The following is a 24,715-nucleotide window of genomic DNA, read 5'->3' as shown; positions in this document are numbered from 1 at the left end:
CTATGATCCGGGCGGCCAACCCCTTGGGCGAGCCTTGAGTGAAGCAGACAGCATTCGACAGGATGATCCCCGGACGAGTCCGGCCTGAGCGTTGCGAACACTGCCCTCGAAAAAACTGCCGCGCACGACATACGCCACGGCCAATCAATCGTGTAGACGCAAAAAAGCCGGGAATTTCCCGGCTGCCGCATCATACACACGTTTTGCCGTGTGATCACCCCGCCGGACAGTTTTGCCGCCCGGCGGGGGGTATCGATCACGGGGTGCGATTACGGTTTGGCTTTTTCCAGATAGCGGAAGAACTCGCTGTTCGGGTCCAGCACCATCACGTCGCTCTTGTTCGCGAAGCTTTCGCGATAGGCACGCAGACTGCGGTAGAACGCGTAGAACTCCTGATCCTGAGCATACGCCTTGGAGTAGATCGCAGCGGCCTGGGCATCGCCATCACCGCGAGTCTCTTCAGACTCTCGATAGGCTTCGGCCAGCAGTACACGGCGCTGACGATCGGCATCGGCACGAATACCCTCGGCCAGCTCGTTACCTTTGGCGCGGTGCTCACGTGCTTCACGTTCACGCTCGGTGCTCATACGCTCGAACACGCTGCGGTTGACTTCTTTCGGCAGATCGATTGCCTTGACCCGAACGTCGATGACTTCGATGCCCAGCTCTTTCTCGGCCATCTTGTTCAACGTCGACGTGATGTCGGCCATCAATGCGTCACGCTCACCAGACACGGCTTCGTGCAAGGTACGCTTACCGAACTGGTCACGCAGCCCCGATTCCAGACGACGGGACAGACGCTCGTCGGCGATCTGCTTCAGGCCCGATGTCGCGGTGTAGAAACGCTCAGCGTCCTTCACGCGCCATTTGGCATAGGCATCCACCATGACGGCTTTCTTTTCCAGGGTCAGGAAGCGCTGGGTGGGTGCATCCAAGGTCAGCAGACGCGCGTCGAACTTGCGCACCTGGTTCACGTAAGGAATCTTGACGTGAAGACCCGGTGGAACATCAGCCTGAACCACACGACCGAATTGCAGCAGCACCGCGCGCTCGGTCTGAGCGACGATGTAGAAGCTATTCCAGGCCACAACGGCCAATACGGCACAGACAATCAGGGCGACCAGAGATTTATTGCTCATCAACGGGTCTCCCTAGTGCGCGTGTCACGTTGCGTTTGCATGTCCGAGGTACGAGCACCCGGATCGACGACAGTGGCCGAAGCGCCGCTCGACGACGAACCGGAACTGCCGCGACTGCTTTCGATCATTTTGTCCAACGGCAAATAAAGCAGGTTGTTCTGACCCTTGTCGCCGGTCACGAGCACCTTGCTGGTGTTGCTGAAGACTTCCTGCATGGTTTCCAGGTACAGACGCTCACGAGTGACCTCCGGCGCCTTGCGATATTCCGCGACCAGTTTGGTGAAGCGATCCGCCTCACCCTTGGCGCGGGAAATCACTTCGTCGCGGTAACCGTTGGCGTCTTCGACAATACGCTGAGCCTGACCACGGGCCTCCGGGATCACGCCATTGGCGTAGGTTTCAGCCTGGTTGCGCGAACGCTGCTCGTCTTCACGGGCGCGAATCACGTCGTCGAAGGCTTCCTGAACTTCACGAGGCGCAGCGGCGCTCTGCACGTTCACTTGAGTAACCGTGATACCGGTGCGATAGGTGTCGAGGAAACGCTGCAGACGCTCCTTGATTTCGCTGGCCATCAACTCACGACCTTCGGTCAGCACCTGATCCATCGCGGTCGAGCCGACGACATGACGCAGGGCACTTTCGGTCGCATGTTGCAGGCTGACCTCAGGCTGGTCGACGTTCAGCACGAAATCCTGCAGGTTGGTGATCTTGTACTGCACGGTCAGCGGCACTTCGACGATGTTTTCGTCTTCGGTGAGCATCTGGCCCTGCTTGCTGTACGCACGTTCGCGGGTCACGTTTTCGAGGTACTTGCGGTCGAACGGCGGGAAATAGATATTCAGACCCGAACCGACGGTTTCGTAGTATTTGCCGAAACGCAGGATGACGGCCTGTTCTTGCTCGTCCACCACGTAGATTGCGTTGTAAAGCCAGATCGCGAGCAGCACGACAAGGCCGATACCGAGCAGGCCAAAACCGCCGCCCTTGCCCGAGCTGCCACTGCCGCCGCCATCACTGCTGCGTTTTTTTCCACCACCGAACAACCCATTCAGGCTTTCCTGCAGCTTTCGGAAGGCCTCGTCGAGATCCGGTGGCCCCTTGCGGTCGCCGCCTTTGCGCTTGCCACCCCAGGGATCCTGATTATTCGAGTTGCCACCCGGCTCATTCCAAGCCATAGCGCTCTCCATCTGATAAAGCAAAGACGCGCCCTCGGCGCGCCGACCAATGCTACAGAATGCCTGTCGAAGCAGCACAACCGCTTCGAAAGGCTTTTATTGCAAAGTGTGTTGCTCGATGAATTCCAGCGGCTGCAGTCCTTCGCGACTCACCAGGCGATTGAATTCAACTCGGGGCAGGCGGACCGCCAACAGACTCTGGCCCTCTTCATCATGGGCCTCGCTCTGCACCGCACCCAATTGGAAAAACTGGGCGCGTAGCCGCGCAAAGCGTTGCGACAGACGCAAGGTGCCAATGAACAGATCGTCCCCCAACAGCTCGGCGATGGCTTGCTTGAGCAAATCCAGGCCACGACCATCATGTGCAGATACCCAGACCCGTTGCGGCTTGCCATCGGCATCGCGCTGAATCTGAGGCTCGACCCCTTCGAGCAAATCGAGTTTGTTATAGACCTCCAGCATCGGCAAGTCTTGCGCACCAATCTCGCGCAGCACCGCCAGCACCTGTTCGATCTGCTCCATGCGGTCAGGCTCATGCGCATCGATCACATGCAGCAACAGGTCCGAGTTGCTCGACTCTTCGAGCGTAGCCCGAAAGGCCTCTACCAGCTTGTGCGGCAGGTGGCGAATGAACCCCACCGTGTCGGCCAGCACGATCGGTCCCAGGTCGTCGAGTTCAAGACGGCGCAAGGTCGGATCGAGGGTGGCGAACAACTGATCAGCAGCGTAGACCTCGGAATGGGTCACCGCATTGAAAAGCGTTGATTTACCGGCGTTGGTATAGCCAACGATGGAAACGGTCGGGATATCGGCGCGGGAACGACCACGACGGGCCTGGTCGCGCTGACTGCGGACCTTCTCCAGACGGCCTTTGATTTGCCGCAGACGAACTCGCAACAGACGACGGTCCGTTTCGAGCTGGGTTTCACCCGGACCGCGCAGGCCGATACCGCCGCCCTGGCGCTCAAGGTGAGTCCACCCTCGGACCAGGCGGGTGCTCATGTGCTCAAGCTGAGCCAGTTCGACTTGCAGCTTACCTTCATGGGTTCGCGCGCGTTGGGCGAAGATGTCGAGAATCAGGCCCGTACGGTCAAGCACGCGACACTCGAAAACACGTTCGAGGTTGCGTTCCTGACTGGGCGTAAGGACATGGTTGAAAATAACCAGATCGGTTTTTTCGGCGTGGACCAGGTCGCGCAATTCCTCGACCTTGCCGCTGCCTACCAGAAACTTGGCGGTTGGCCGATGCCGTGGCACGTTGACGAATGCAACGATATCGGCACCTGCCGAAATAGCCAGCTCCCGGAACTCCTGCGGATCTTCGCGCGCCTCAGGGTCCTGGCCATCCAAATGAACGAGGATTGCCCGCTCACCACCTTCGTGGCGCTCAAAGAACAAGGCAGACTCCTATCAGGCGTTACCTGGCTCAGCGTCACCCTGGTCGGATTCGGACGCGCTAGGCAGACGAATTGGACGAACCGGAACAACGGTCGAGATGGCGTGTTTGTAAACCATTTGGCTGACAGTGTTCTTCAGCAAAATAACGAACTGGTCGAAGGACTCGATCGTGCCTTGCAGCTTGATACCGTTTACCAGATAGATCGAAACCCCAACCTTCTCTTTACGCAAAGTGTTCAGGTAAGGGTCTTGTAGCGAATGCCCTTTTGACATGTGCCGCACTCCTTTAAGGATCAATAGAATAAATTCAAAAACATTGGCTCAGGCCGTTACCCCCCAAGGATAGACGGCTATTGCAAGGACTCAGCCCAATATGGAGACCGATCCCAAGTATTTCAAGGTGCGTGGCAGATTGTCGCAAGCCAGGCTGTCCAACCAGTGTAAATTTTCCCAGCTACGCAACCAGGTGAACTGTCTTTTGGCCAACTGGCGCGTGGCGATGATGCCGCGTTCCTGCATCTCGTCCCAAGTCAGCTTTCCGTCCAGATGGTCCCAGACCTGGCGATACCCTACAGCTCTTATAGACGGTAAATTCGAGTGCAGGTCACCCCTCGAACGTAACGCCACAACTTCTTCAACGAATCCTTCTTCAAGCATTTGCCTGAAACGCAACGCGATTCGGTCGTGCAGTACCTTCCGATCCTGAGGTGCGATCGCAAGATTTGCGACAGTATAGGGCAATTGATGTCGCCCCGAAGCGCCAGCTTGAGCACTTTGCGCACTTTGTTGCTCTCGGTGTGCGGTCATGCTCATCCCGCTCACCCGATACACCTCCAGCGCCCGAACCAGACGTTGCGGATCGTTGGGGTGAATACGCGCCGCCGAGACCGGGTCAATGCTCGCCAATTCATCGTGCAACGCCTGCCAGCCACGGCTCGCCGCCTCGGCTTCAAGCTGCGCACGAACATCGGGGTCCGCCGCGGGCATGTCTGCCAGGCCCTCCAATAGAGCCTTGAAATACAACATGGTGCCGCCGACCAGCAGAGGAATTTTTCCTTTGGCTGTTATTTCAGCCATCGCCTGCAACGCATCGCTACGAAAATCCGCAGCAGAATAGCTTTCAGACGGATCGAGAATATCGATCAAGCGGTGTGGATACTTGTCCAAAAGCGCTTTTGAAGGCTTGGCAGTGCCAATGTCCATGCCGCGATAGACCAGCGCGGAATCGACGCTGATCAACTCGCACGGCAGGACTTTGGTCAGCTCGATGGCCAGATCGGTTTTGCCAGCGGCCGTCGGCCCCATCAGAAAGATGGCCGGGGGATAAGCACTCATCAGCGACCGCGCAGAAACAGTTTGTCGAGATCGTCCATACCCAGTTGAGTCCAGGTTGGCCGCCCGTGGTTGCATTGACCGCTGCGCTCGGTGTTTTCCATGTCGCGCAGCAAGGCGTTCATTTCCGGAATTGCCAGACGCCGGTTGGCGCGCACTGCGCCATGGCAGGCCATGGTCCCGAGCAGTTCGTTCATATGAGCTTGAACCCGGTCGCTGGTGCCGTATTCCATGAGGTCGGCCAGCACGTCATGCACCAGACGATTCGCCTCCGCCTGCTTGAGCAGCGCAGGAATCTGCCGAATCGCCAGGCTCTCAGGCCCCAAACGCTGCAACTCGAAGCCCAGTTGCTGGAATGTCGCCATGTGCTCTTCGGCGCAGTCGGCCTCACGCTGACTGACGGCAATCGATTCTGGCACCAGCAGTGGTTGGCCACTCAGGCCCTCGCTGGCCATGGCAATTTTCAGGCGCTCGTACATGATCCGCTCGTGAGCGGCGTGCATGTCCACCAGCACCATACCGTGGGCGTTTTCGGCGAGGATATAAATGCCCTTGAGCTGCGCGAGGGCATAACCCAGCGGCGGAATGTCGCCTTGAGACTCAGGCAAGGCGACGCCCGTAGCGGTTGTCGGATTGACCGTCGTACCCGGCAATGGGGCGAAAAACGCACTGTAAGCGGCTCGCGCCTCCTCGGCAGGCAGCACAGACGCCGGGCGGGGCGTGTACTGATATTGATAGCCCGCGCCACTGCCGGAACCTGCCGAAGAGACCGAACCTGCGCTGTTTGGCGCATTCCACGCAGAGCCTTGAGGCGTTTCCAGCACATTGTTGGCCAGGCGCATCTCGCCCTGCGGCCCGAACTCGCCCGCCCCCGGCCCGCTCGGGCGCACCAGCGCGGCGACGGACGTCGTGCCCGCCAATTGATCATCAGGACGCACATCGCCCAGTGCGCGATGCAACGTGCCATATAAAAAGTCATGCACCATTCGCCCGTCACGGAAGCGAACTTCGTGTTTGGTCGGGTGAACGTTGACGTCGACCACGGCAGGATCGACCTCGAAAAACAGCACGAACGTCGGATGACGGCCGTTGAACAACACGTCTCGATACGCCTGACGAACCGCATGGGCGACCAGTTTGTCGCGCACCGCACGGCCATTGACGAAGAAATACTGCAAGTCCGCCTGACTGCGAGAGAAGGTCGGCAAACCCACCCAACCCCAGAGTTTCAGGCCATTGCGCTCGACCTCGATCGGCAGCGCCTGCTCCAGGAAGCCGGGACCGCAGACCGCCGAGACACGGCGCGCACGGGCCACGTCATCGCGGGCCTCGTGCAGGCTGAGGATCGTCTTGCCGTTATGGCGCAGGTGGAAAGCCACGTCGAAACGGGCCAGCGCCATGCGTTTGATCACTTCTTGCAGGTGATCGAATTCGGTTTTTTCGGCTTTGAGGAACTTGCGCCGGGCCGGGGTATTGAAGAAAAGGTCGCGCACTTCTACCGATGTGCCCACCGGGTGGGCCGCAGGCTGCACGCGAGAGGCCATGTCGCGACCTTCGGTTTCCACTTGCCAGGCCTGATCGGCGTCGCGGGTGCGAGAGGTCAGCGTCAGGCGCGCGACGGAGCTGATCGACGCCAGCGCCTCACCGCGAAAGCCCAGACTCATGACCCGTTCAAGGTCTTCCAGCTCGCGAATCTTGCTGGTCGCGTGGCGCGCCAGCGCCAGGGGCAGGTCGTCAGAGGAAATGCCACCACCATCGTCGCGCACGCGCAGCAGTTTGATACCCGCTTGCTCGACTTCGACATCGATACGGCGAGCACCGGAGTCCAGGCTGTTCTCCAGCAATTCTTTGATAACCGACGCAGGCCGCTCGACCACCTCGCCCGCTGCAATCTGGTTCGCCAACCGAGGGCTGAGCAACTGAATGCGCGCAGCTTTTGCGGCAGGGCTGTCGTCACTCACGCCAACATTGAGCCCCTGCTCATCCAGCAACAGATCACTCACGGCTCACCCGCCAGTTCCGCGCTCGGAATTCTCAGTTGCTGGCCGATTTTCAACTCATCGGAACTCAATTTGTTCGCACTGCGCAGCGCTTCCATGCTCATGTCGTAGTGCACGGCGATCATGCTCAGCGACTCGCCGGGGCGTACGGTGTGCTCACGCGCACCCATGGCCAGTTTGCCGTTGTCACGCAGCCACGCAATGTAGGTGCCTTGCGGTGGGTTCTGTTGGAAGAACTGTTTTACGCCCGCAGTGATCGAGCGCGCCAGGGCCTGCTGATGGCTGGCGCCTTCAAGCTTGTTGGCTTCAGCGGCGTTGGAGATAAAGCCTGTCTCGACCAGAATCGACGGGATATCCGGCGACTTGAGCACCATGAAACCGGCCTGCTCGACACGGGATTTGTGCAACGGGGTCACGCGACCGATGTTGGTCAGGACTTTTTGGCCAACGTTCAGGCTGGAAGTCAGCGAAGCCGTCATCGACAGGTCCAGCAACACCCCGGCCAGCATGCGGTCCTTGTCATCCAGACTCACCGCCCCCGCGCCACCGATCAGGTCGGAACGGTTTTCACTGTCTGCCAGCCAGCGAGCCGTCTCGGACGTCGCGCCACGATCAGACAAGGCAAACACCGACGCACCGAACGCAGCCGAGGAAGGCGCGGCGTCAGCGTGGATGGAAACGAACAGGTCCGCGCCTTTCGCGCGGGCGATCTCGGTCCGTTTACGCAGCGGGATGAAATAATCCCCGGTACGGGTCAGTTCAGCGCGATAGCCCTTCTCGGAGTTGATCTGCCGCTGCAGCTCTTTGGCGATCGACAACACGACATTCTTTTCTTTCTGCCCACGGCCACCTGAGGCGCCAGGATCTTCCCCGCCATGGCCGGCATCGATGACGACCACGATGTCGCGCTTGCCGTTGGGCACAGGAGGTAGTTTGATTTCAGGCTTGGATGGGCTGACCGGCACGGCAGGCGTCGCCGGGGCAGCCGTGGCCGGGGTATCCGCGACGGTTGGCGTCGGATTGGCGTCTGCGGGGTTGTCATAGAGATCAACCACCAACCGGTTCCCGTACTGTTGGTTCGGCGCGAGCGTGAAGCTCTTCGGCGTCACGGCCTTTTTCAGATCGATGACGACACGTAGATCATCCGGCGTACGCTGGGCCGAACGCATGGCCGTGATCGGGGTGTTGGCGGTCGCGATATTAAGCGAGCCGCCCAACGTGGCGCCGTTGATGTCGATCACCAGACGATCTGGAGACTGCAAGGTAAAGACGCTGTGCTGAACCGGACCGGACAGGTCGAACACCAGCCGGGTGTTATCCGGCGCACGCCATAAGCGGACACTTCGTACCTGTGAGGCGGCAAACGCATCGACAGCCAATGTCGTCAGCAGCAGTCCAATCACAGAAACCAGCGCGCGCATGCGCATACCAAACCCCATATCTATTTGAATTCCAAAGCCAAAGCGGCACACCACGCCTCGCCGCGCGAGCTCTCCGGGCTTAGCGTCAACGCTCGACCTTCCGCGTGCGGCCTAATGGTAATGATCAGGTCAGGCTTTGGCAAAAAGCCTGCACCGAGGTTGGGCCACTCTATGAGGCAAAGCGCTTCGCCTTCGAAGTAGTCGCGTATGCCGAGGAATTCTAGCTCTTCTGGGTCAACAAGTCGGTAAAGATCAAAGTGATACGCGCGATTTCTCCCAATTTCGTAAGGTTCTACGAGGGTAAAAGTCGGGCTTTTTACCGCACCAGTGTGACCAAGACCGCGAATGATGCCCCGCGACAAGGTGGTCTTGCCCGCGCCCAAATCGCCTTCAAGAAAAATAATCCCATTACTTTCAGTGACTTGGGCAATCCGTGCACCAAAGTTGGTCATCGCCTCTTCACCCACCAGGTGCAGGGTTAACTCAGACACGGTTGTTGCTCCTCCAACAGCTTGCGAATTTCAGGAATCAGATCAGCGGCAGCCAGGCCACGCCCGCCCGCCCCACATTTTTCTCCGGCCAGCGCGTGCAGCCAGACACCCAGGCATGCCGCATCGAACGCTGCCATCTTTTGCGCCATCAGCGCGCCAATCACACCCGCCAGCACGTCACCCAGCCCTCCCGTCGCCATAGCTGGGTGGCCGTGATCGGCCAGCGCCAGTTCGCCTGCCGGGCTGGCAATCAAACTGCCACTCCCCTTGAGCACACAAACGGCATTGAACCGCTTCGCCAGAGCGAGCGCAGCAGTCGGACGATCAGCCTGCACCGCCTGCGTGCTGACGCCCAGCAGCCGCGCCGCCTCTCCGGGATGCGGCGTGATCACGCAATCCTTGGGCAATTGCGCAAAACCGGCGGCCAGTTGATTGAGTGCGTCAGCATCCCAGACCTGCGGTCGCTCGGCATTGGCGGCTGCCGATAACAGGCTACGCCCCCAGGCCTGCTGCCCCATGCCCGGCCCGACGACCAGCACCGACGCGGGATCCATCAGCGCCATCAGTTGATTGGCCGAATGTATTCCGACAGTCATGACCTCCGGGAAACGCGCCAGTGCCGCAGCGACATGTTCAGAACGGGTCGCCAGCGTGACCATGCCCGCACCGCAACGCAAGGTGCTCTCAGCAGCCAACAGGGCCGCCCCGCCGAAACCATGATCGCCGCCGATCACCAGCACCCGGCCAAACAGCCCTTTGTGCGCCGTGCGGGGACGAGGTTTGAGCGCAGGCAAATTAGATTTATCGAGACGTTTAATGCTGACGGGGGTCTGCGCCACGATTGCAGGGTCGGCCTGAAGGTCGTCAAAGATCAACTCCCCGACCACCTCAGGCGCATCTGCCGTGAACAGCCCGATCTTGAGGCCGACAAAGGTGACCGTCAGGTCTGCACGAACCGCCGCCCCCAGCGTTCTGCCGGTATCCGCACACAGCCCTGAAGGGATATCCACCGACATGACCGGCAGGCCGCTGTCATTGATGTGTTCGATAGCAGACGCGTAGGGCGCACGAACATTACCCTTCAGCCCGGTCCCCAGAAGCGCGTCTACCACGATTCCCGACAGCGGCTGCTGAATCCACGGTTGAATAACGACTTGCTCAGAAAGCGCTTCTTTATAAGCAGTTTCGGCATCGCCTTGCAGCCCTGAACAATCGCCCACCGCGAAAACAACCACCTGCCACCCTGCCCGTTTGGCCAAGGCGGCAATCAGATAGCCATCTCCTGCGTTATTGCCGTGCCCGGCCAGCACCGCCAATTGCCGCCCCTCGGGCCAGCGCCGACGAATCGCCCGCCACGCTGCATGGGCTGCACGCTGCATCAATTCGAAGCCAGGCGTGCCCGCTGCAACCAGCCGCGCGTCGAGGTCGCGGACCTGCGCGGCGCTGTACAGTGCGTCGGGAAATGGGGGTTTGCTGTGCAACATGAGTCTTTGGGCTCCGATGTCTGGCAGAATTATACGCACCTGCGCCCCGGTGTCCTCTTTGCATGCCCTCGATTACTGTAGATCCATCCACAAACTCAGCGCCGCTCTCGGCTGCCGGGTTGTCCGAGCTTGCCCAATCGATCAAGGACTGGGGGCGCGAACTCGGCTTTCAGCAGGTCGGCATCTCGGGGCTGGATCTGGCGGAACACGAACAGCATCTGGAACGCTGGCTGGAAGCCGGGTACCACGGCGAGATGGACTATATGGCAGCGCATGGCAGCAAACGTTCGCACCCGGACGAACTGGTGCCTGGGACGTTGCGGGTCGTGTCGTTGCGCATGGACTATTTGCCCGGCGACACGCAGATGGCGCAATTGCTGGCCCAACCGGAAAAAGCCTACGTTTCCCGTTATGCCTTGGGCCGCGACTACCACAAGCTGATTCGCAAGCGCGTGCAGCAGTTGGCAGAGCGCATCCAACAGGCCATCGGACCATTCGGATTCCGGGCATTCGTCGACAGCGCACCGGTGCTGGAAAAGGCGATCGCCGAACAGGCCGGGCTGGGCTGGATCGGCAAAAATACGCTGGTGCTCAATCGCAAGGCGGGCAGTTATTTCTTCCTGAGCGAGTTGTTCGTCGATCTGGCGTTGCCAATTGACGAACCCCATGCCACTGAGCATTGCGGCCGTTGCAGCGCGTGTCTGGATGTGTGCCCGACCAACGCTTTCGTCGGCCCTTACGTGCTCGACGCCCGACGCTGCATTTCCTACCTGACCATCGAGCTGAAGACATCGATCCCCGAAGAACTGCGCGCGATGATCGGCAATCGGGTGTTCGGTTGTGATGATTGCCAGATTGTCTGCCCGTGGAACCGCTTCGCCCGGCCTACCGATCAGAACGACTTCAAGCCGCGTCACGGCCTCGACAACGCCGAGCTGACGACGCTGTTTTTGTGGGATGAAGCGACCTTCCTGAGCAACACCGAAGGCTCGCCGCTGCGGCGCGCGGGGTATGAGCGCTGGTTGCGTAATCTGGCGGTGGGATTGGGCAATGCGCCGTCGAGCATTCCGGTGATCGAGGCGTTGAAGTCTCGGCGGGATTATCCGTCAGAGATGGTGCGCGAGCATGTGGAATGGGCGTTGCGGCGGCATAACGCCTGATCGATATCCCACAGTTGAGCGTTACAGGCCAGAGCGACACTCAATGCCCATCCTTGTAAACGAACTTGGGCATTTCCCAGCGAAACCGGATCGCCAACAAACGCAGTAACAACCCGCCCGACAACGTGATCAACGTCCCTTGCTCAATCGGCAACCCTGCCCACTGACACAGCAGAAAGCACCACGCGGCTGCGAACGAAACACTGGCGTACAGCTCGCGGCGGAAGATCAGCGGGATGTCGTTACAGAAAATATCGCGCAGGATGCCGCCAAACGTCCCGGTGATCACCCCACTGACCGCCGCGACCATCATGCCCAGCCCCATCTCCAGCGCCGTCGTGCAGCCGATGATCGTGAACGCCACCAGCCCCAGGGCGTCGAGCACCAGAAACAGCGAACGCAAATGCCGCATCAGGGGCGCGATGAAGATGGTGACCAATGCCGCGGCACTGGTCAGGATCAGATATTCAGGGTGCTTGACCCACGTCAGCGGGTAATGGCCCAACAGCACGTCACGCACCGAACCACCGCCCAAGGCCGTGATGCAGGCGATCAGCACCACACCGAACCAGTCCATTCCGCGCCGCCCGGCAGACAATGCGCCCGTCATCGCTTCGGCGGTGATGGCGATCAGATAAAGCATCAACAGCATGGTGGCAGATTAAACCTTGATGAAGTGCTCGCGATAGAAACGCAGCTCGGCAATGGACTCACGGATGTCGTCCAGCGCCAGGTGGGTGCTGCCTTTCTTGAATTTCAGTTCCGGCGACCAGCGTGCGGCCAACTCCTTGAGCGTCGACACATCGAGATTGCGGTAGTGAAAGTAGTTTTCCAGGGTCGGCATGCGCTTATAAAGGAAGCGACGGTCCTGGCAGATGCTGTTGCCGCAAATCGGAGAACTGCGCTCTGGCACCCATTGCTTGATGAACTCCAGGGTCATGGCTTCAGCCTCGGCGGTGGAGATGTTGCTCTCGCGCACGCGCTGGGTCAGGCCCGAGCCGCCGTGTTGACGGGTGTTCCACTCGTCCATTCCGTTCAGGAGGTCGTCACTTTGATGAATGGCGATGACCGGCCCCTCTGCCAGCGTGTTCAGCTCGCTGTCGGTGATGATTGTGGCCATCTCGATGATGACGTCGTTATCAGGGTCCAGACCGGTCATTTCCAGGTCGATCCAGATCAGATTCTGTTTGTTCTGCATATGTCGGCTCCTTAGCGTAGGCGCGCAGTTTAGCCTAGGTAAGCGTGCTAGACTCCCGGCGTTTTACTCAATCTGCCGCTTTCTGCACCCCGAATTGGAACACTGAACACCCATGGCCAAACGCCAACTCAACCGCCGCCAGAACTGGCGCATCGAAAAGATTCAGGGCGAACGCGCCGCCCGCGCGGCCAAACGCGAGTCTCTGGCCCTGGAAACGCTGGAAGGCGGGGATCTGGGTCCTGAGCAGACAGGGTTGGTCATCGCGCACTTCGGCGTGCAGGTCGAAGTCGAGGCGCAAGAAGGCGAACTGAGCGGGCAGGTGTTTCGCTGCCACTTGCGGGCGAACCTGCCCGCTCTGGTGACGGGTGACAAGGTGGTCTGGCGTCCGGGCAATCAGGGTATCGGTGTGATCGTTGCGCAATTGCCGCGCACCACTGAACTGTGCCGGCCTGATACTCGCGGCCAACTCAAGCCTGTGGCGGCCAACGTCGATTTGATCGTGATCGTCTTCGCCCCCGCGCCGGAGCCTCACGCCAACCTGATCGACCGCTATCTGGTGGCGGCTGAACATTCGGGCATTCGTCCGCTGTTGCTGCTGAACAAGTTCGACCTGATCAACGACCAGAACGCCCCGGCGCTCAATGCACTGCTGGCGGTGTATCGCACGCTGGGTTACCCGGTGCTGGAAGTGTCTGCTCATCACGGCGATGGCATGCAGCAGTTGCAGGATTTGCTGGATCACAACACCAGCGTTTTCGTGGGGCAGTCTGGCGTGGGCAAGTCATCGCTGGTCAACAGCCTGTTGCCTGAGGTAGGGACGCGAGTCGGGCCGCTTTCCGAATACTCCGGTCAAGGCACGCATACCACGACCACTGCGCGGTTGTTCCATTTCCCCCGTGGCGGCGATTTGATCGACTCCCCCGGCATTCGCGAATTCGGCCTGGGGCACGTCAGCCGCGCCGATGTGGAAGCGGGCTTCATCGAGTTCAACGACCTGTTGGGCCGCTGCCGCTTCCGCGATTGCAAACATGATCGCGAGCCGGGCTGCGCACTGCTCAAGGCGCTGGAAGATGGCCGGGTGCAGCAGCAGCGGATGAACAGCTATCGGTCGATCATCGCGAGTTTGCCGGAGAGCAGTTACTGAGCCGATGCACTGTCCTCCTGTGGGAGCCGACTTGCTGGCGAAGGCGCTCGATCAATCAACATCGACGGTGCCTGACCCGACGCTTTCGTCGGAACGCCGCCCGCACCAAGCCGGCTCCCACACGGTTTCCGCTCACCATTGATGGCACACAAAAACGCCGCGATTATCGCGGCGTTTTTGTCAGAACCGTAAATCAGTTCTTGGTCTCGTCGATCTTCAACTGCCCTTGATCGAAGATGTTCAGCTTCTGCCGAATCTCATGAGGCTGGGCGTCAGCCTGTGGATCGACGGCCGGTGCCGCACTGCTCGACGCGCCAGGCTGGCCCGCTGGCGCCGCAGGAGCTGGCGCCGCTTTCGGGGCGCCGCCCGCGTTCTGGTCGCCTTCGATACGCGCCTGTGCCTTTTTGGTCAGCACGGTGATGTCGATACGGCGGTTGATCGGGTTGTTCGGGTTCTCCTTGTCGTACAGCGACGACGAGGCGAAGCCCACGACACGAGCCACTTGCGGATCCGGGTAACCGCCTGCCGTCAGCGCACGACGTGCGGCGTTGGCGCGGTTGGCTGACAGTTCCCAGTTACCGAAACCGTTATTGCCCACGTATGGCGTGGCGTCGGTGTGGCCACTGATGCTCACCTTGTTTGGCACCGTTTTGATGGTGTCGGCCATGGCCAGAAGGATGTCTTCGAAATACGGTTTCAGGCGCGCACTGCCGATGTCGAACATCGGGCGGTTTTCCGCGTCCATGATCTGGATACGCAAGCCGTCCTGAGTAATCTCGAACAGGATCTGGTCCTTGAACTTCGCCAGTTGCGGGTTCTCGTTGACCTTGGTCTGCAACTCTTGCAGGAGCATCTCCAGCCGCTCCTGCTCGACCTGCTCGGCCGCTGCATCCTGCTGATCGGCGTCCACCGGGACTTTGTCGGGCGCGGGGGTGGATTTGACTTCAGGGTTGAGGGTCTGGTCCGGCGACATCTCGGGCGAGCCGCCCAGGTCGATGACGTACGGCGAACCACTGTCAGAGAACCCGACCGGATCCTTGAAGTAACCGGCGATGGCGATCAACTGCTCGGGCGTGGCCGACGACATCAGCCACAGCACCAGGAAGAACGCCATCATCGCCGTCGCGAAGTCGGCGAAGGCGATTTTCCAGGCGCCGCCGTGGTGTCCGCCGCCAAAGCGCTTTACGCGCTTGACGATAATGGGCTGATTATTTTCCATGGATCAACGACCGCGAACAGCTTGTTCCAGCTCGCTGAAGCTGGGGCGGTGAGCCGGGTACAACACCTTGCGACCGAACTCGACAGCCAGTGAAGGCGGCACACCCGAGGCCGATGCCACCAGGGAAGCCTTGATCGATTCGAACACGTTCATTTCTTCTTTGGCGTCGTGGGCCAGGCACTGCGCCAGTGGGCCGAAGAAGCCATAGGCCGCGAGAATACCGAAGAAGGTACCGACCAGCGCCGCACCTACGTGCATACCGATCGCCGCTTTGTCACCGGACCCCAGGGACGCCATGGTCACGACGATACCCAGTACCGCCGCAACGATACCGAAACCGGGCATACCGTCCGCGACGCCGGTCACCGCATGGGAAGGGTGCTCAAGCTCTTCTTTCATGCTCAGCAGTTCCATGTCGAACAGGCCTTCCAGCTCGTGGGGAGCCATGTTGCCCGAGGACATGATGCGCAGGTAATCGCAGATGAACGCGATCATCTTGGTATCTTTCAACACGCTGGGGTACTTGGCGAAGATCGGGCTGTTTTCCGGCTCTTCAATATCGCCTTCGATGGCCATCATGCCTTCACGACGGCTTTTGTTGAGGATTTCGTAGATCAGGCCCAGCACTTCGAGGTAAAAGGCGTGGGTGAAGCGCGAACCAAACATCTTCAGGGACTTCTTGATGACCAGCATGGTCATATATCCCGGGTTCGCCTGGAGGAATGCACCCAGCGCAGCACCGCCGATGATCATCACCTCGAAAGGCTGGATCAACGCAGCAATCTGACCATGGGAAAGTACGTAGCCGCCGAGAACGCTCGCGAAAACGACGATGATGCCGATAATTTTTGCCATAGATAAAAAATACTTACTGAGTCGGGTTCAAGGTCATTGTGCGAGAAGCGGTCGAAACTCTTGTTCTACTTATCGGCATGAGTGCGCCAGACTATAGTCAATTCAGGCGAAAATCCTGTCTGGCGTCTGGCTCGGGCACCACAGCGCAACGGCCAGCATGATGCCACCATTCGACGCCGATCAAAACCTCCCAGCCGTACGGGCCTTGTGAATGCAATCAGAAAAAGCTTCTACGCTCCTCGTTCCGCAGACACTCGACGCTTGGGTCAAGCAGCTCGATGGCATTGCCCTGCCCGTCCCTGCCAACGCTCATGCGAAGGTGCACGCTGCGCTCAACGACAGCCGCCGCTCGTTGCGAGAGATTGCCGACTTCATGCAGGACAGTCCGGCGCTGGTCCTCAGCGTATTGCGCGAAGCGAATTTGAATGCCGGTGGCCTGACCGAACCTGCGGAAAGCCTTGAAGTGGCCTTGAACCGCTTGGGCCTGGCCCGCACCGGCACATTACTGGCGCGCCTGCCCAGCATCGAATTGCAGAACATCCCGGTCGCGTTTCGCCAACTGCAACTCATCAGCCAGCACGCCACGCAACAGGCTTACGGATTGTTCGCCAATCAGCTCGCACGCTTGTGGCAGGACATTCATCTGGGAAGTCTGCTGTTCCTCGCCCCCCTGTGGCCGATGGCATTGGCGCACCCCAAGCTTCTGGAAGAATGGGAGCTGAGGGTCATCCACAAGGGCGAGTGCGCAAAAACTGTCGAAAAATCGTTGTTTGGCGTGCGTCTGGTACAGCTCTGTCAAGCCATGGCCCAGCATTGGCAACTGCCGATCTGGGTGACGCAGGGCTACGATCTGCTGATCCGCGAGCAGCGCAGTCTGGTGAAGGTGCTGCGTATCGCGCATGAAAATGGTGACCCACTGAAACAGCAACAAGCACTGGACGCCGATCTGCCCTTGCGCCGCTGGCTCAACCAACCCGCCAATACGATTCTGCTGGCCAACGGCCTCGCGCTGTCGGCGCAACAATCCTGGGACACCCCACACAATCTGCGCTGGCAACTGCTGACCAGCCTGTACCTGCAACAGCCTTTCGACGAATTACAGCAACAAGTGCATCAAAACGCCGCCGCCAGCGCACGTCAGCATGCCGCGCCCGGCGTCTGGCATCCGGCTGAAGCGTTGCTGTGGCCATGGGACACGCGCCGGGTCCACAAAGGTTTGCTGCCCGCCCCGCCGCCATCGGCCGAAGCGTTGCAAATCTGGCGCAAGCATTGCGGCGACTTGCTCAAAGAGCCCAGCGCGTTCACCAACGCAATGCACCTGACCACTTGTGCGCGGGATGCGCTGCTCGCCTCTGGCATGAAGCGTACCGTGCTGCTCATGATCGACCGCAAGACCGACACTTTGCGCGTACACCAACTGGCAGGGGTAGACCCGACGTCCGCCGCGCTGCTCATCCCTTATCGTGACAGCACCGTGCTGCAACGCTTGATGGCGCAAGCCACCCAATTGCGCCTGACCGCCAGCAATAACGCACAGTTCTCGGCATTGCTTCCTCCTCAGCTGCGCAGCCTGTTTCCGGGGGAAAACCTGCTGATCCGCTCGTTGGCCAGCAACGGCCGCGTGGTGATGGTGATCATGGCCGATCAGGGTGGCGGGCCATTTTCGGAAGTGACGGTCCAGGCATTCGGAAAAACCGGGCAATGTATCGAGAAAGCTCTTACAACCTTTAGCCAACGCAACGGCTGACGGCTGAGCTACAATTCGCCTCTTTTTTCATGATCTGGAGACGTCACATGTCTGCCTTCTCAAGCTTGCCACTGGTGATCGAGCCCGCAGACCTGCAGGCACGCCTCGGCGCTTCAGAACTGATTCTGGTCGACCTGACCAGCGCCGCCCGTTATGAGGCAGGCCATATCCCCGGCGCCCGCTTCGTCGACCCGAAACGCACTCAACTGGGCCAGCCTCCGGCGCCCGGCCTGCTGCCGACCCAGGCGCAACTGGAAACACTGTTCGGCGAACTCGGCCACAACCCTGACGCGGTCTACGTGGTGTACGACGACGAAGGCGGCGGTTGGGCCGGCCGTTTCATCTGGCTGCTGGACGTCATTGGGCACTCGAAGTATCACTACCTGGATGGTGGCGTGCTGTCCTGGCAAGCCGAAGGCCTGCTGCTCTCTACTGAAGTGCCTGCGCCTGCCGGTGGCCCGGTTACAATCACGATCCACGACGAACCCACCGCGACCCGCGAATACCTGCAAAGCCGTCTGGGCGCTGCGGACCTGGCAATCTGGGACGCACGCGGTCCCAGCGAGTATTCGGGTGAAAAAGTCGTCGCAGCCCGAGGAGGGCACATCCCCGGCGCAATCAACTTCGAATGGACGGCCGGCATGGATCAGGCCCGCCAGTTGCGCATCCGCAAAGACATGCCGCAGATCCTCGAAAACCTCGGCATCACCCCCGACAAAGAAGTCATCACCCATTGCCAGACTCACCATCGCTCCGGCTTCACCTATCTGGTGGCCAAGGCGCTGGGCTATCCGCGAATCAAGGGCTACGCCGGTTCGTGGGGCGAATGGGGCAATCATCCGGACACGCCGGTCGAGAAATAACGGGTTGCCACGCGACCTGAATTTCCCTTTTTCAAACGCTTAGGAATCCTGATGAAACAGCGTCTGTTTATCCTTTTCCAATACCTGCTGCCTCACCATCTGCTGTCTCGCCTGGCGGGTTGTGTAGCCGAGTGCCGCGTGCGCTGGTTCAAGAATGCATTCACCCAATGGTTCGTGCGCCGCTATCAGGTCGACATGTCTCAGGCGCTGGTGGAGGACGCCACGGCGTACCCGCACTTCAACGACTTCTTCACCCGGGCGCTGAAGCCGGGCGCTCGCCCCCTGGATGAAACACCGGGCGCAATCCTCTGCCCCGCTGACGGCGCCGTGAGCCAGTTGGGCACTATCGACCATGGCCGCATCTTCCAGGCCAAAGGCCACAGCTTCAGTGCACTGGAATTGCTGGGTGGTGATGCACGCCTGTCCGCGCCGTTCATGGGCGGTGAATTCGCCACCATTTACTTGTCGCCGAAGGACTATCACCGCGTTCACATGCCACTGGCAGGCACGCTGCGTGAAATGGTTTACGTACCAGGGCGTCTGTTCTCAGTGAACCAGACCACCGCTGAAAACGTGCCGGAACTGTTCGCCCGCAACGAGCGCGTGGTCTGCCTGTTCGACACCGAGCGCGGCCCGATGGCCGTTGTGCTGGTGGGCGCGATGATCGTGGCCTCGGTCGAAACCGTCTGGGCCGGTCTGGTGACACCTCCGAAGCGCGAGCTGAAAACCTTCCGTTATGACGAAGCGGCCCGTGCGCCGATTCATCTGGAGAAAGGCGCCGAACTGGGTCGCTTCAAACTGGGCTCGACCGCCATCGTGCTGTTTGGCCCGAATCAGGTGAAATGGGTCGAGGAGCTGTCGGCCGGTTCGCCCACGCAAATGGGTCAACTGCTGGCAACGCCTGTTCAGGCGTGATTTTTGCCTCACAAACTCTGAAACGGTTTATTGGCGGGCCACTCATGTTCAATGAGACTCGCCATTCATCGTCACGAAACCGACGTATCGGCCTCAATACAATGTCACTTTGATATTAATGGCTGCGACACAACGTCGATGCTGGTACAGTCGTCCATCGGTGTTGTAGGAAACTTCGCTTTCAATTGACGTAAACTTGCTCGTTTCGCTGGGTCACCGTGCCACTGCACCGCAGTTTCATGACGCCATCCGGGCCAGTAGTTTGTTGGAGTTTGCCTGTCACATGAGTAACTTAAGCCTCCCTCTGTTGTTGCGCGCCCCTGTGCCGACGCAGTCGAGCCTGTCGTTCTGTGACGCGACGCCAAAAGACCTGAAGCGCTGGATCGCTACCCTGCCTAAAGCCAACCTCGGCGAAATGGCCCGCCAGCTCTATCAGGGCCTGGGCGAGCTGAACCAACTGCGGACGCCCAGCGAAAACCGTCTGCAACTGCTCGAATTGCTGCGCCCGGAAGTGTTTTTCGTGTGCAGGCACTTGGAGCGGCATTTCCTGAATCAATCCGTGGTGCTGGAAGAACGGCCTCGAAAGGTCGCCAACCTGTGTCAGGCGCTGCAAAACCACTTGGCAATTGGCTATAAGCAGATCATCGCCAGAGTGGCCCCCAAATTCAGCCGAGACCGTACAACGCTGCTGGCCACCGCATTGCAACGTGCGCTGCATTGCCTCAATGGTCCGCTCATCCGCGCCAATCAGTTGTACTGCCCGGTACAAGACGGGCTTTGGCTGGAGCTCCACCAGATTTACCAGATCGCGCGACAACATCAGTTGCACGGGATACCGGTGGCCGACAATCAGGCGAACCACACCCGTACCCTGACCGTCGAACAGACCTACATCGTGGCCCTGTTGATGGGGTGCTCGCGCTGCAACCAGATGCGCCAGCACAACATCGGCAAACTGGCCGATGCGCTGGATGCCTGGAGCGCGATGGTCACGCTGCAACAGCCCCTGGACGACTCAAGCCTCTACGCAGTGGCATTCGGCACCGATACGGCGCCGCGGTACACCTCGTTGTTCAATGAGGATCAACGCGCCCATCTGCTAGGTTTCAACCCTCGCCCACTGTCCGCAGCGCTCCAGCGCTACCTCGAAACACCGCCTGACCAGCGCTCGCAGTCCTACCTTCATGTGCCGCCGGGCTTGTCGATCGATGTGCTCCAACATCTGGCTGCTGCGTGGGGAGATGTATCGGAGCGCGCGTTTCAGCGCACTCAGGGCCAAGGCACGCTGACGGTCTGCGTTGGCATGAGCGCGCTGCACTACTTCGTCGGCGGGCAGCGCTGCTTCAGTGACTTGCTGCAAATGCCCGCTGCCACAGTCGGCAAGGTCACCGAATACACGCTGCAGCCGCTGGAACCCGCCAAGCTTGATCCTTGGGGGCAGGCACTGGATGTGCAACGCACTGGCACGTCGAACACGATGTTGCCGTTCGAAGAGATCGAGTACCAGGGCAGCGAAGCCGAAGCCGCCGCAGCCGCCGACGCACAGAAAGGTTTTCCGACTTACAGCTTGAACATCGTCAATCACAGCCCGGGGGGTTACTGCCTTGCGTGGCCAAAGGAAGTGCCTGATCAACTTCAGGCCGGTGAGATGATCGGCATTCAGGATCATGGTCACGGCTGGAGTATTGCGGTCGTGCGCTGGGTGCGTCAGGTGCGCAGCGGCGGTACACAGATGGGGCTGGAACTGATCGCGCCCTTCGCTCAAGCATGTGGCCTGCAATTGCTGCGCGCCGAACAGAGCAGTCAATACCTGCGCGCCCTGTTACTCCCGGAAGTACGAGCCATCGACGTACCCGCGACGGTCCTGGCCCCTCGCTTGCCTTTCGAGGACGGCTGCAAGGTGATGATCAACAACTGCGGTGACGAACGCCGAGCGACCCTCAATGGGCGTAAGGCAACGACAGGAAATTACAACCAGTTCGAATATGAAATCCTTGAAGGGCCGAAGAAAGCCACTGCGCAAGCAGGTCCGGAGCAGGAATTCGATTCGTTGTGGACGGTGTTGTAGCCATTCGGTACTTCGTCGTCTAGCAGCATGGCTTGCCGGCGGTGGCGTATTTGAAATCGCTGCCTCCGGCAAGTCGTGCGACTAAAGAGTCAGCGGCCTTCCCGGTCACGGAAGCCCAGCAGGTACAGCACACCATCGAGGCCCAGCGTCGAAATCGCCTGTTTGGCAGACTGCTTGACCAGTGGCTTGGCGCGGAACGCTACGCCCAGACCGGCAATGGCCAGCATCGGCAGATCGTTCGCGCCATCACCCACGGCGATGGTCTGCTCCAGACTCAAACCTTCCTTCGCTGCCAGCTCACGCAGCAGATCGGCCTTGCGTTGAGCATCGACGATCGGCTCTACAGCAACGCCGGTGCACTTGCCGTCGACCACTTCCAGTTCGTTGGCGAAGACATAATCGATGCCCAGTTTTGCCTGCAACTGTCGGGCGAAGTATGTAAAGCCACCGGACAGAATCGCGGTCTTGTAGCCCAGACGCTTGAGTTCGGCAAACAGAGTTTCCGCGCCTTCGGTCAAGCGCAACGCCGCACCAATCTCGTCCAGCACCTTGATGTCCAGGCCCTTGAGCAGCGCCAGGCGCTCCTTGAAGCTGGCGCGAAAATCCAGCTCGCCGCGCATTGCACGCTCGGTGATTTCCGAAACACGATCACCTACACCATGAGCCTTGGCCAGTTCGTCGATGACCTCTGCTTCAATCAGCGTCGAGTCCATGTCGAACACGGCCAGACGGCGATTGCGGCGGAACACCGAATCCTGCTGAAACGCGATGTCGACATTCAGTTCCTGAGCCACGTGCAGGAACTCGGCGCGCATCTGCTGCGCATCGGCAGGTTCGCCGCGAACGGAAAACTCGATGCAGCCCTTGGCCTTTTCAGTCGGCATGTTCAGCGGCATGCGCCCGGACAGACGATCGATGCGGTCAATGTTCAAACCGTATTTGGCCGTAATCGCACTCACGGTCTGCAACTGCTCGGCCGTGACCTTGCGGGTCAGCAGCGTCACAATGTGCCGGTCCTTGCCCTGATCGTCGACCCAATGCTGGTAATCGTCTTCGCTGACTTGGGTGAATAACACTTGCAGGCCCAGTTCGTCGGCCTTCAGTTGCACCCGATCCAGGACCGTCGAGCCGCTTTCGGTGTCCGGAATCTGCACCAGAATGCCGAATGACAGGGTGTCGTGAATCACGGCCTGACCAATATCCAGAACATCGGCGCCACCTTGAGCCAGAACACCGGTAATGGCTGCCGTCAGACCCGGGCTGTCTTCGCCGGTAATGTTAATCAGGACAATTTCGCGCAAGGCGCACCCCCGCTGTGGAAAAAAAGCGCATTCTACGCACTTTCAGTGACCGCCGGGCACAGTGAGCGCTTTGCCGCATCTGGGTCGCTCGCTATACTGCGCCCCAACTTCTCCAAGAGAGCCGTGCTCAGTGAACCGGCCCACGCCAGTAAAAACCGATAATTTCTTCTTGCTGATCTTCCGGGCATTGCGTCATCGACGCGTACCGATTGCTTTGCGCATCGCCAGCCACAACGTGATCCTCGTCGCGCTGGCGTTGGTGATCTACGCCTGCGTGATGGGTTTGCAGTTCAAGCAAGCCATGCACGAGCAGGCCGACGCGCTGGGCCAGGCCCTGACCACGCAAACCGCGACCTCCGCCACCGAACTGCTGGTGTCCAACGACATCCTCAGCCTCAACGTGCTGCTCGGCAATCTGGTGAAGAACCCGCTGGTCGCCCACGCGGCGATTTACAGCGTGGACAACCGCATTCTCGCCGAAGCGGGTCAGCGCCCGAAGAACGGCCTGCTCGGCCAGACGGAAGGCCTCTACGAAACCAAAGTCACGTTCCAGGACGTGGTCGCCGGTACGTTGCGTATCAGCCTGGACATGAGCCAGTTCCAGCAGCCACTGACCATCAGCCTGCAAAGCATGGGCATCCTGGCAGGCATTCTGCTGGCGCTCTCGCTGGCGTTGAGCCTGCGTCTGGGGCGGCATATTTCCACGCCGATGCTGCAACTGCGCATGTGGCTGCGCTACATCGACCCCTACACCCCGGCCACCGACCGCCAGGATGAAATCGGCGATCTGGCTCGCCAGCTCAAGGCGTCCTATGCGCCGCCAGAGCCGGAACCGGCACCCATTCCCGAGCCTGAGCACATCGACGACGAAGACGACATTTCGCCTGAGTTCGACGCCAGCGATCTGAACGACCCTGATTTCGACGACTCGCCGAAGCCCCGTGCCACCGCCATACCGGCGCGCCGTATCTTGGCCGAGGAAGATGAGGACGACGAAGACCCGTTCGCCGACCTCCGCGACGAAACGCCTGTTGCCCAGAAATCTGCATCGCGCCCTATTTTGCCGGTGGTGCCTTCGCAGCCCCAGTACAGCGCTGTATTGGCTGTGCAACTGGGTTCTCAGGAGCAACTGCGCCGCCTGCCCCGCGCTCGTCTGACCGAATTGCTGGAGCGCTATCGCGACTGCATCGATCAGGCGGCTTCGTTGTACGACAGCGAGCTGCACACCCTGAACGATGGCAGTTCTCTCATGGTGTTCAGCACGCAGGACAGCGGTGACGACTACCTGACCAACGCCATCTGCTGCGGCGAGTTGCTGCGCGCGCTGAGCCACGCCTTGCAGATCGAAGTGGCGGACAGCGGCATCACCCTGCAATTGCAGTTGGGCCTGACGCTGGGCGAAGGTCTGCACGGCATGAACCAGATCGATCTGCTGCTGACCGAAACCGCGCAAGACGCACTGGCCCTGTCGCAACACAGCCGCAATTTGCTGCTGGTGGAGCGCAAGATCAGCGAAGACCACACCATTCGCCAGCGCGCACGCATCCGCCCGATCGCAAGCCCAGAAGGCGCGAGCTGTGTGGAACGCCTGATGGAGCCATACCCATCGATGCTAGAACGCCAGCTCGCGCGTATGCATGAGGCGCGTAAGGTCTGAGCCCCAAGCCTGAGATCGCCCGCGACCTGCTCTTGATTCTGGCCGGAGGCCGTAGGAGCGCAGCTTGCTCGCGATCTGCCGGGCACCGGCAGTAAACGCTGTTTAAGAGGGTTGCCTGACACTACCCAGCGCCTGATTTTGCTGCCGC

Annotated in this window: 21 protein-coding genes; 7 read left to right on the top strand and 14 right to left on the bottom strand. The window is 60.0% G+C overall.

Annotated features, from left to right (window positions below; genetic code table 11):
• Positions 1–269: 269 nt before the first annotated feature.
• The 9 genes from hflC to ACI5GA_RS19160 form a co-directional block, all read right to left on the bottom strand.
• Positions 270–1,139, bottom strand: coding sequence for a protease modulator HflC (gene hflC, locus ACI5GA_RS19200; RefSeq protein ID WP_404636456.1), 870 nt, complete (start codon positions 1,137–1,139; stop codon positions 270–272).
• Positions 1,139–2,314, bottom strand: coding sequence for an FtsH protease activity modulator HflK (hflK, locus tag ACI5GA_RS19195; protein WP_404636455.1), 1,176 nt, complete (start codon positions 2,312–2,314; stop codon positions 1,139–1,141). Before hflK ends, hflC begins: the two co-directional genes overlap by 1 nt.
• A 96-nt stretch (positions 2,315–2,410) precedes the next feature.
• Positions 2,411–3,712, bottom strand: a complete 1,302-nt coding sequence (hflX, locus tag ACI5GA_RS19190) for a ribosome rescue GTPase HflX (protein ID WP_421423839.1) — start codon at positions 3,710–3,712, stop codon at positions 2,411–2,413.
• Positions 3,713–3,724: 12 nt separating this feature from the next.
• The gene (gene hfq / locus ACI5GA_RS19185) at positions 3,725–3,985 is read right to left on the bottom strand and encodes an RNA chaperone Hfq (RefSeq protein WP_404636453.1); all 261 of its coding nucleotides are present in this window, start codon (positions 3,983–3,985) and stop codon (positions 3,725–3,727) included.
• Between the two features lie 90 nt (positions 3,986–4,075).
• Entirely contained in the window at positions 4,076–5,047 is a 972-nt protein-coding gene (miaA, locus tag ACI5GA_RS19180; RefSeq protein WP_404636452.1) for a tRNA (adenosine(37)-N6)-dimethylallyltransferase MiaA, read from the bottom strand.
• Positions 5,047–7,005 (bottom strand): DNA mismatch repair endonuclease MutL, encoded by a 1,959-nt coding sequence (gene mutL, locus ACI5GA_RS19175; protein WP_404636562.1) that lies wholly within the window; start codon positions 7,003–7,005, stop codon positions 5,047–5,049. The genes miaA and mutL overlap by 1 nt, the downstream gene beginning before the upstream one ends.
• A gap of 38 nt (positions 7,006–7,043) precedes the next feature.
• Entirely contained in the window at positions 7,044–8,483 is a 1,440-nt protein-coding gene (locus tag ACI5GA_RS19170) for an N-acetylmuramoyl-L-alanine amidase (protein ID WP_421423838.1), read from the bottom strand.
• 2 nt (positions 8,484–8,485) lie between these two features.
• Complete coding sequence (gene tsaE, locus ACI5GA_RS19165) at positions 8,486–8,956, bottom strand: tRNA (adenosine(37)-N6)-threonylcarbamoyltransferase complex ATPase subunit type 1 TsaE (protein WP_404636450.1); 471 nt, start codon at positions 8,954–8,956, stop codon at positions 8,486–8,488.
• Entirely contained in the window at positions 8,944–10,440 is a 1,497-nt protein-coding gene (locus tag ACI5GA_RS19160) for an NAD(P)H-hydrate dehydratase (protein ID WP_421423837.1), read from the bottom strand. Before ACI5GA_RS19160 ends, tsaE begins: the two co-directional genes overlap by 13 nt.
• A gap of 62 nt (positions 10,441–10,502) precedes the next feature.
• On the opposite strand from ACI5GA_RS19160, the gene queG reads away from it, so the two are divergent.
• Complete coding sequence (gene queG / locus ACI5GA_RS19155; protein ID WP_421423836.1) at positions 10,503–11,600, top strand: tRNA epoxyqueuosine(34) reductase QueG; 1,098 nt, start codon at positions 10,503–10,505, stop codon at positions 11,598–11,600.
• Between the two features lie 40 nt (positions 11,601–11,640).
• Here the strand turns inward: queG and ACI5GA_RS19150 are convergent, their stop codons facing one another.
• Positions 11,641–12,252, bottom strand: coding sequence for a trimeric intracellular cation channel family protein (locus ACI5GA_RS19150; RefSeq protein WP_404636447.1), 612 nt, complete (start codon positions 12,250–12,252; stop codon positions 11,641–11,643).
• A 9-nt stretch (positions 12,253–12,261) separates the two neighbouring features.
• Complete coding sequence (gene orn / locus ACI5GA_RS19145; RefSeq protein WP_404636446.1) at positions 12,262–12,798, bottom strand: oligoribonuclease; 537 nt, start codon at positions 12,796–12,798, stop codon at positions 12,262–12,264.
• Between the two features lie 112 nt (positions 12,799–12,910).
• Between orn and rsgA the strand changes: the two genes are divergently transcribed.
• Positions 12,911–13,942, top strand: coding sequence for a small ribosomal subunit biogenesis GTPase RsgA (gene rsgA / locus ACI5GA_RS19140; RefSeq protein WP_404636445.1), 1,032 nt, complete (start codon positions 12,911–12,913; stop codon positions 13,940–13,942).
• A 193-nt stretch (positions 13,943–14,135) separates the two neighbouring features.
• Here rsgA and motB read toward each other — a convergent pair whose 3' ends face one another.
• Both motB and motA read right to left on the bottom strand, forming a co-directional pair.
• Positions 14,136–15,161 carry a flagellar motor protein MotB gene (gene motB, locus ACI5GA_RS19135; RefSeq protein WP_404636444.1) on the bottom strand — a complete coding sequence of 342 codons (1,026 nt, stop codon included), beginning with the start codon at positions 15,159–15,161 and terminating at the stop codon, positions 14,136–14,138.
• 3 nt (positions 15,162–15,164) lie between these two features.
• Positions 15,165–16,016: a flagellar motor stator protein MotA gene (gene motA, locus ACI5GA_RS19130; RefSeq protein ID WP_404636443.1), complete on the bottom strand. Its 852-nt coding sequence runs from the start codon at positions 16,014–16,016 to the stop codon at positions 15,165–15,167.
• Positions 16,017–16,227: 211 nt separating this feature from the next.
• Here motA and ACI5GA_RS19125 point away from each other — a divergent pair, with 211 nt between their 5' ends.
• From ACI5GA_RS19125 to ACI5GA_RS19110, 4 genes are all read left to right on the top strand, one after another.
• Positions 16,228–17,763 carry an HDOD domain-containing protein gene (locus ACI5GA_RS19125; protein WP_421423835.1) on the top strand — a complete coding sequence of 512 codons (1,536 nt, stop codon included), beginning with the start codon at positions 16,228–16,230 and terminating at the stop codon, positions 17,761–17,763.
• Positions 17,764–17,810: 47 nt separating this feature from the next.
• Positions 17,811–18,626 (top strand): thiosulfate sulfurtransferase, encoded by an 816-nt coding sequence (gene rhdA / locus ACI5GA_RS19120; RefSeq protein ID WP_421423834.1) that lies wholly within the window; start codon positions 17,811–17,813, stop codon positions 18,624–18,626.
• A 45-nt stretch (positions 18,627–18,671) separates the two neighbouring features.
• On the top strand, positions 18,672–19,541 hold the full coding sequence (asd, locus tag ACI5GA_RS19115) for an archaetidylserine decarboxylase (protein WP_404636561.1): 870 nt from the start codon (positions 18,672–18,674) through the stop codon (positions 19,539–19,541).
• Between the two features lie 283 nt (positions 19,542–19,824).
• Positions 19,825–21,609, top strand: a complete 1,785-nt coding sequence (locus tag ACI5GA_RS19110; RefSeq protein ID WP_404636440.1) for a molecular chaperone — start codon at positions 19,825–19,827, stop codon at positions 21,607–21,609.
• Positions 21,610–21,698: 89 nt separating this feature from the next.
• Here ACI5GA_RS19110 and serB read toward each other — a convergent pair whose 3' ends face one another.
• Entirely contained in the window at positions 21,699–22,910 is a 1,212-nt protein-coding gene (gene serB / locus ACI5GA_RS19105; RefSeq protein ID WP_421423833.1) for a phosphoserine phosphatase SerB, read from the bottom strand.
• A 130-nt stretch (positions 22,911–23,040) separates the two neighbouring features.
• On the opposite strand from serB, the gene ACI5GA_RS19100 reads away from it, so the two are divergent.
• A complete protein-coding gene (locus ACI5GA_RS19100) occupies positions 23,041–24,567 on the top strand; it encodes a histidine kinase (protein ID WP_421423832.1) in 1,527 nt (508 codons plus the stop codon).
• The last annotated feature ends 148 nt before the right edge of the window (positions 24,568–24,715 follow it).

This window comes from Pseudomonas sp. Pseu.R1, from assembly GCF_045764065.1.
Lineage (GTDB): Bacteria > Pseudomonadota > Gammaproteobacteria > Pseudomonadales > Pseudomonadaceae > Aquipseudomonas.
The sequence above is the reverse complement of the archived record's forward strand: the minus strand, read 5'-3'. Positions and strand labels throughout refer to the sequence as shown.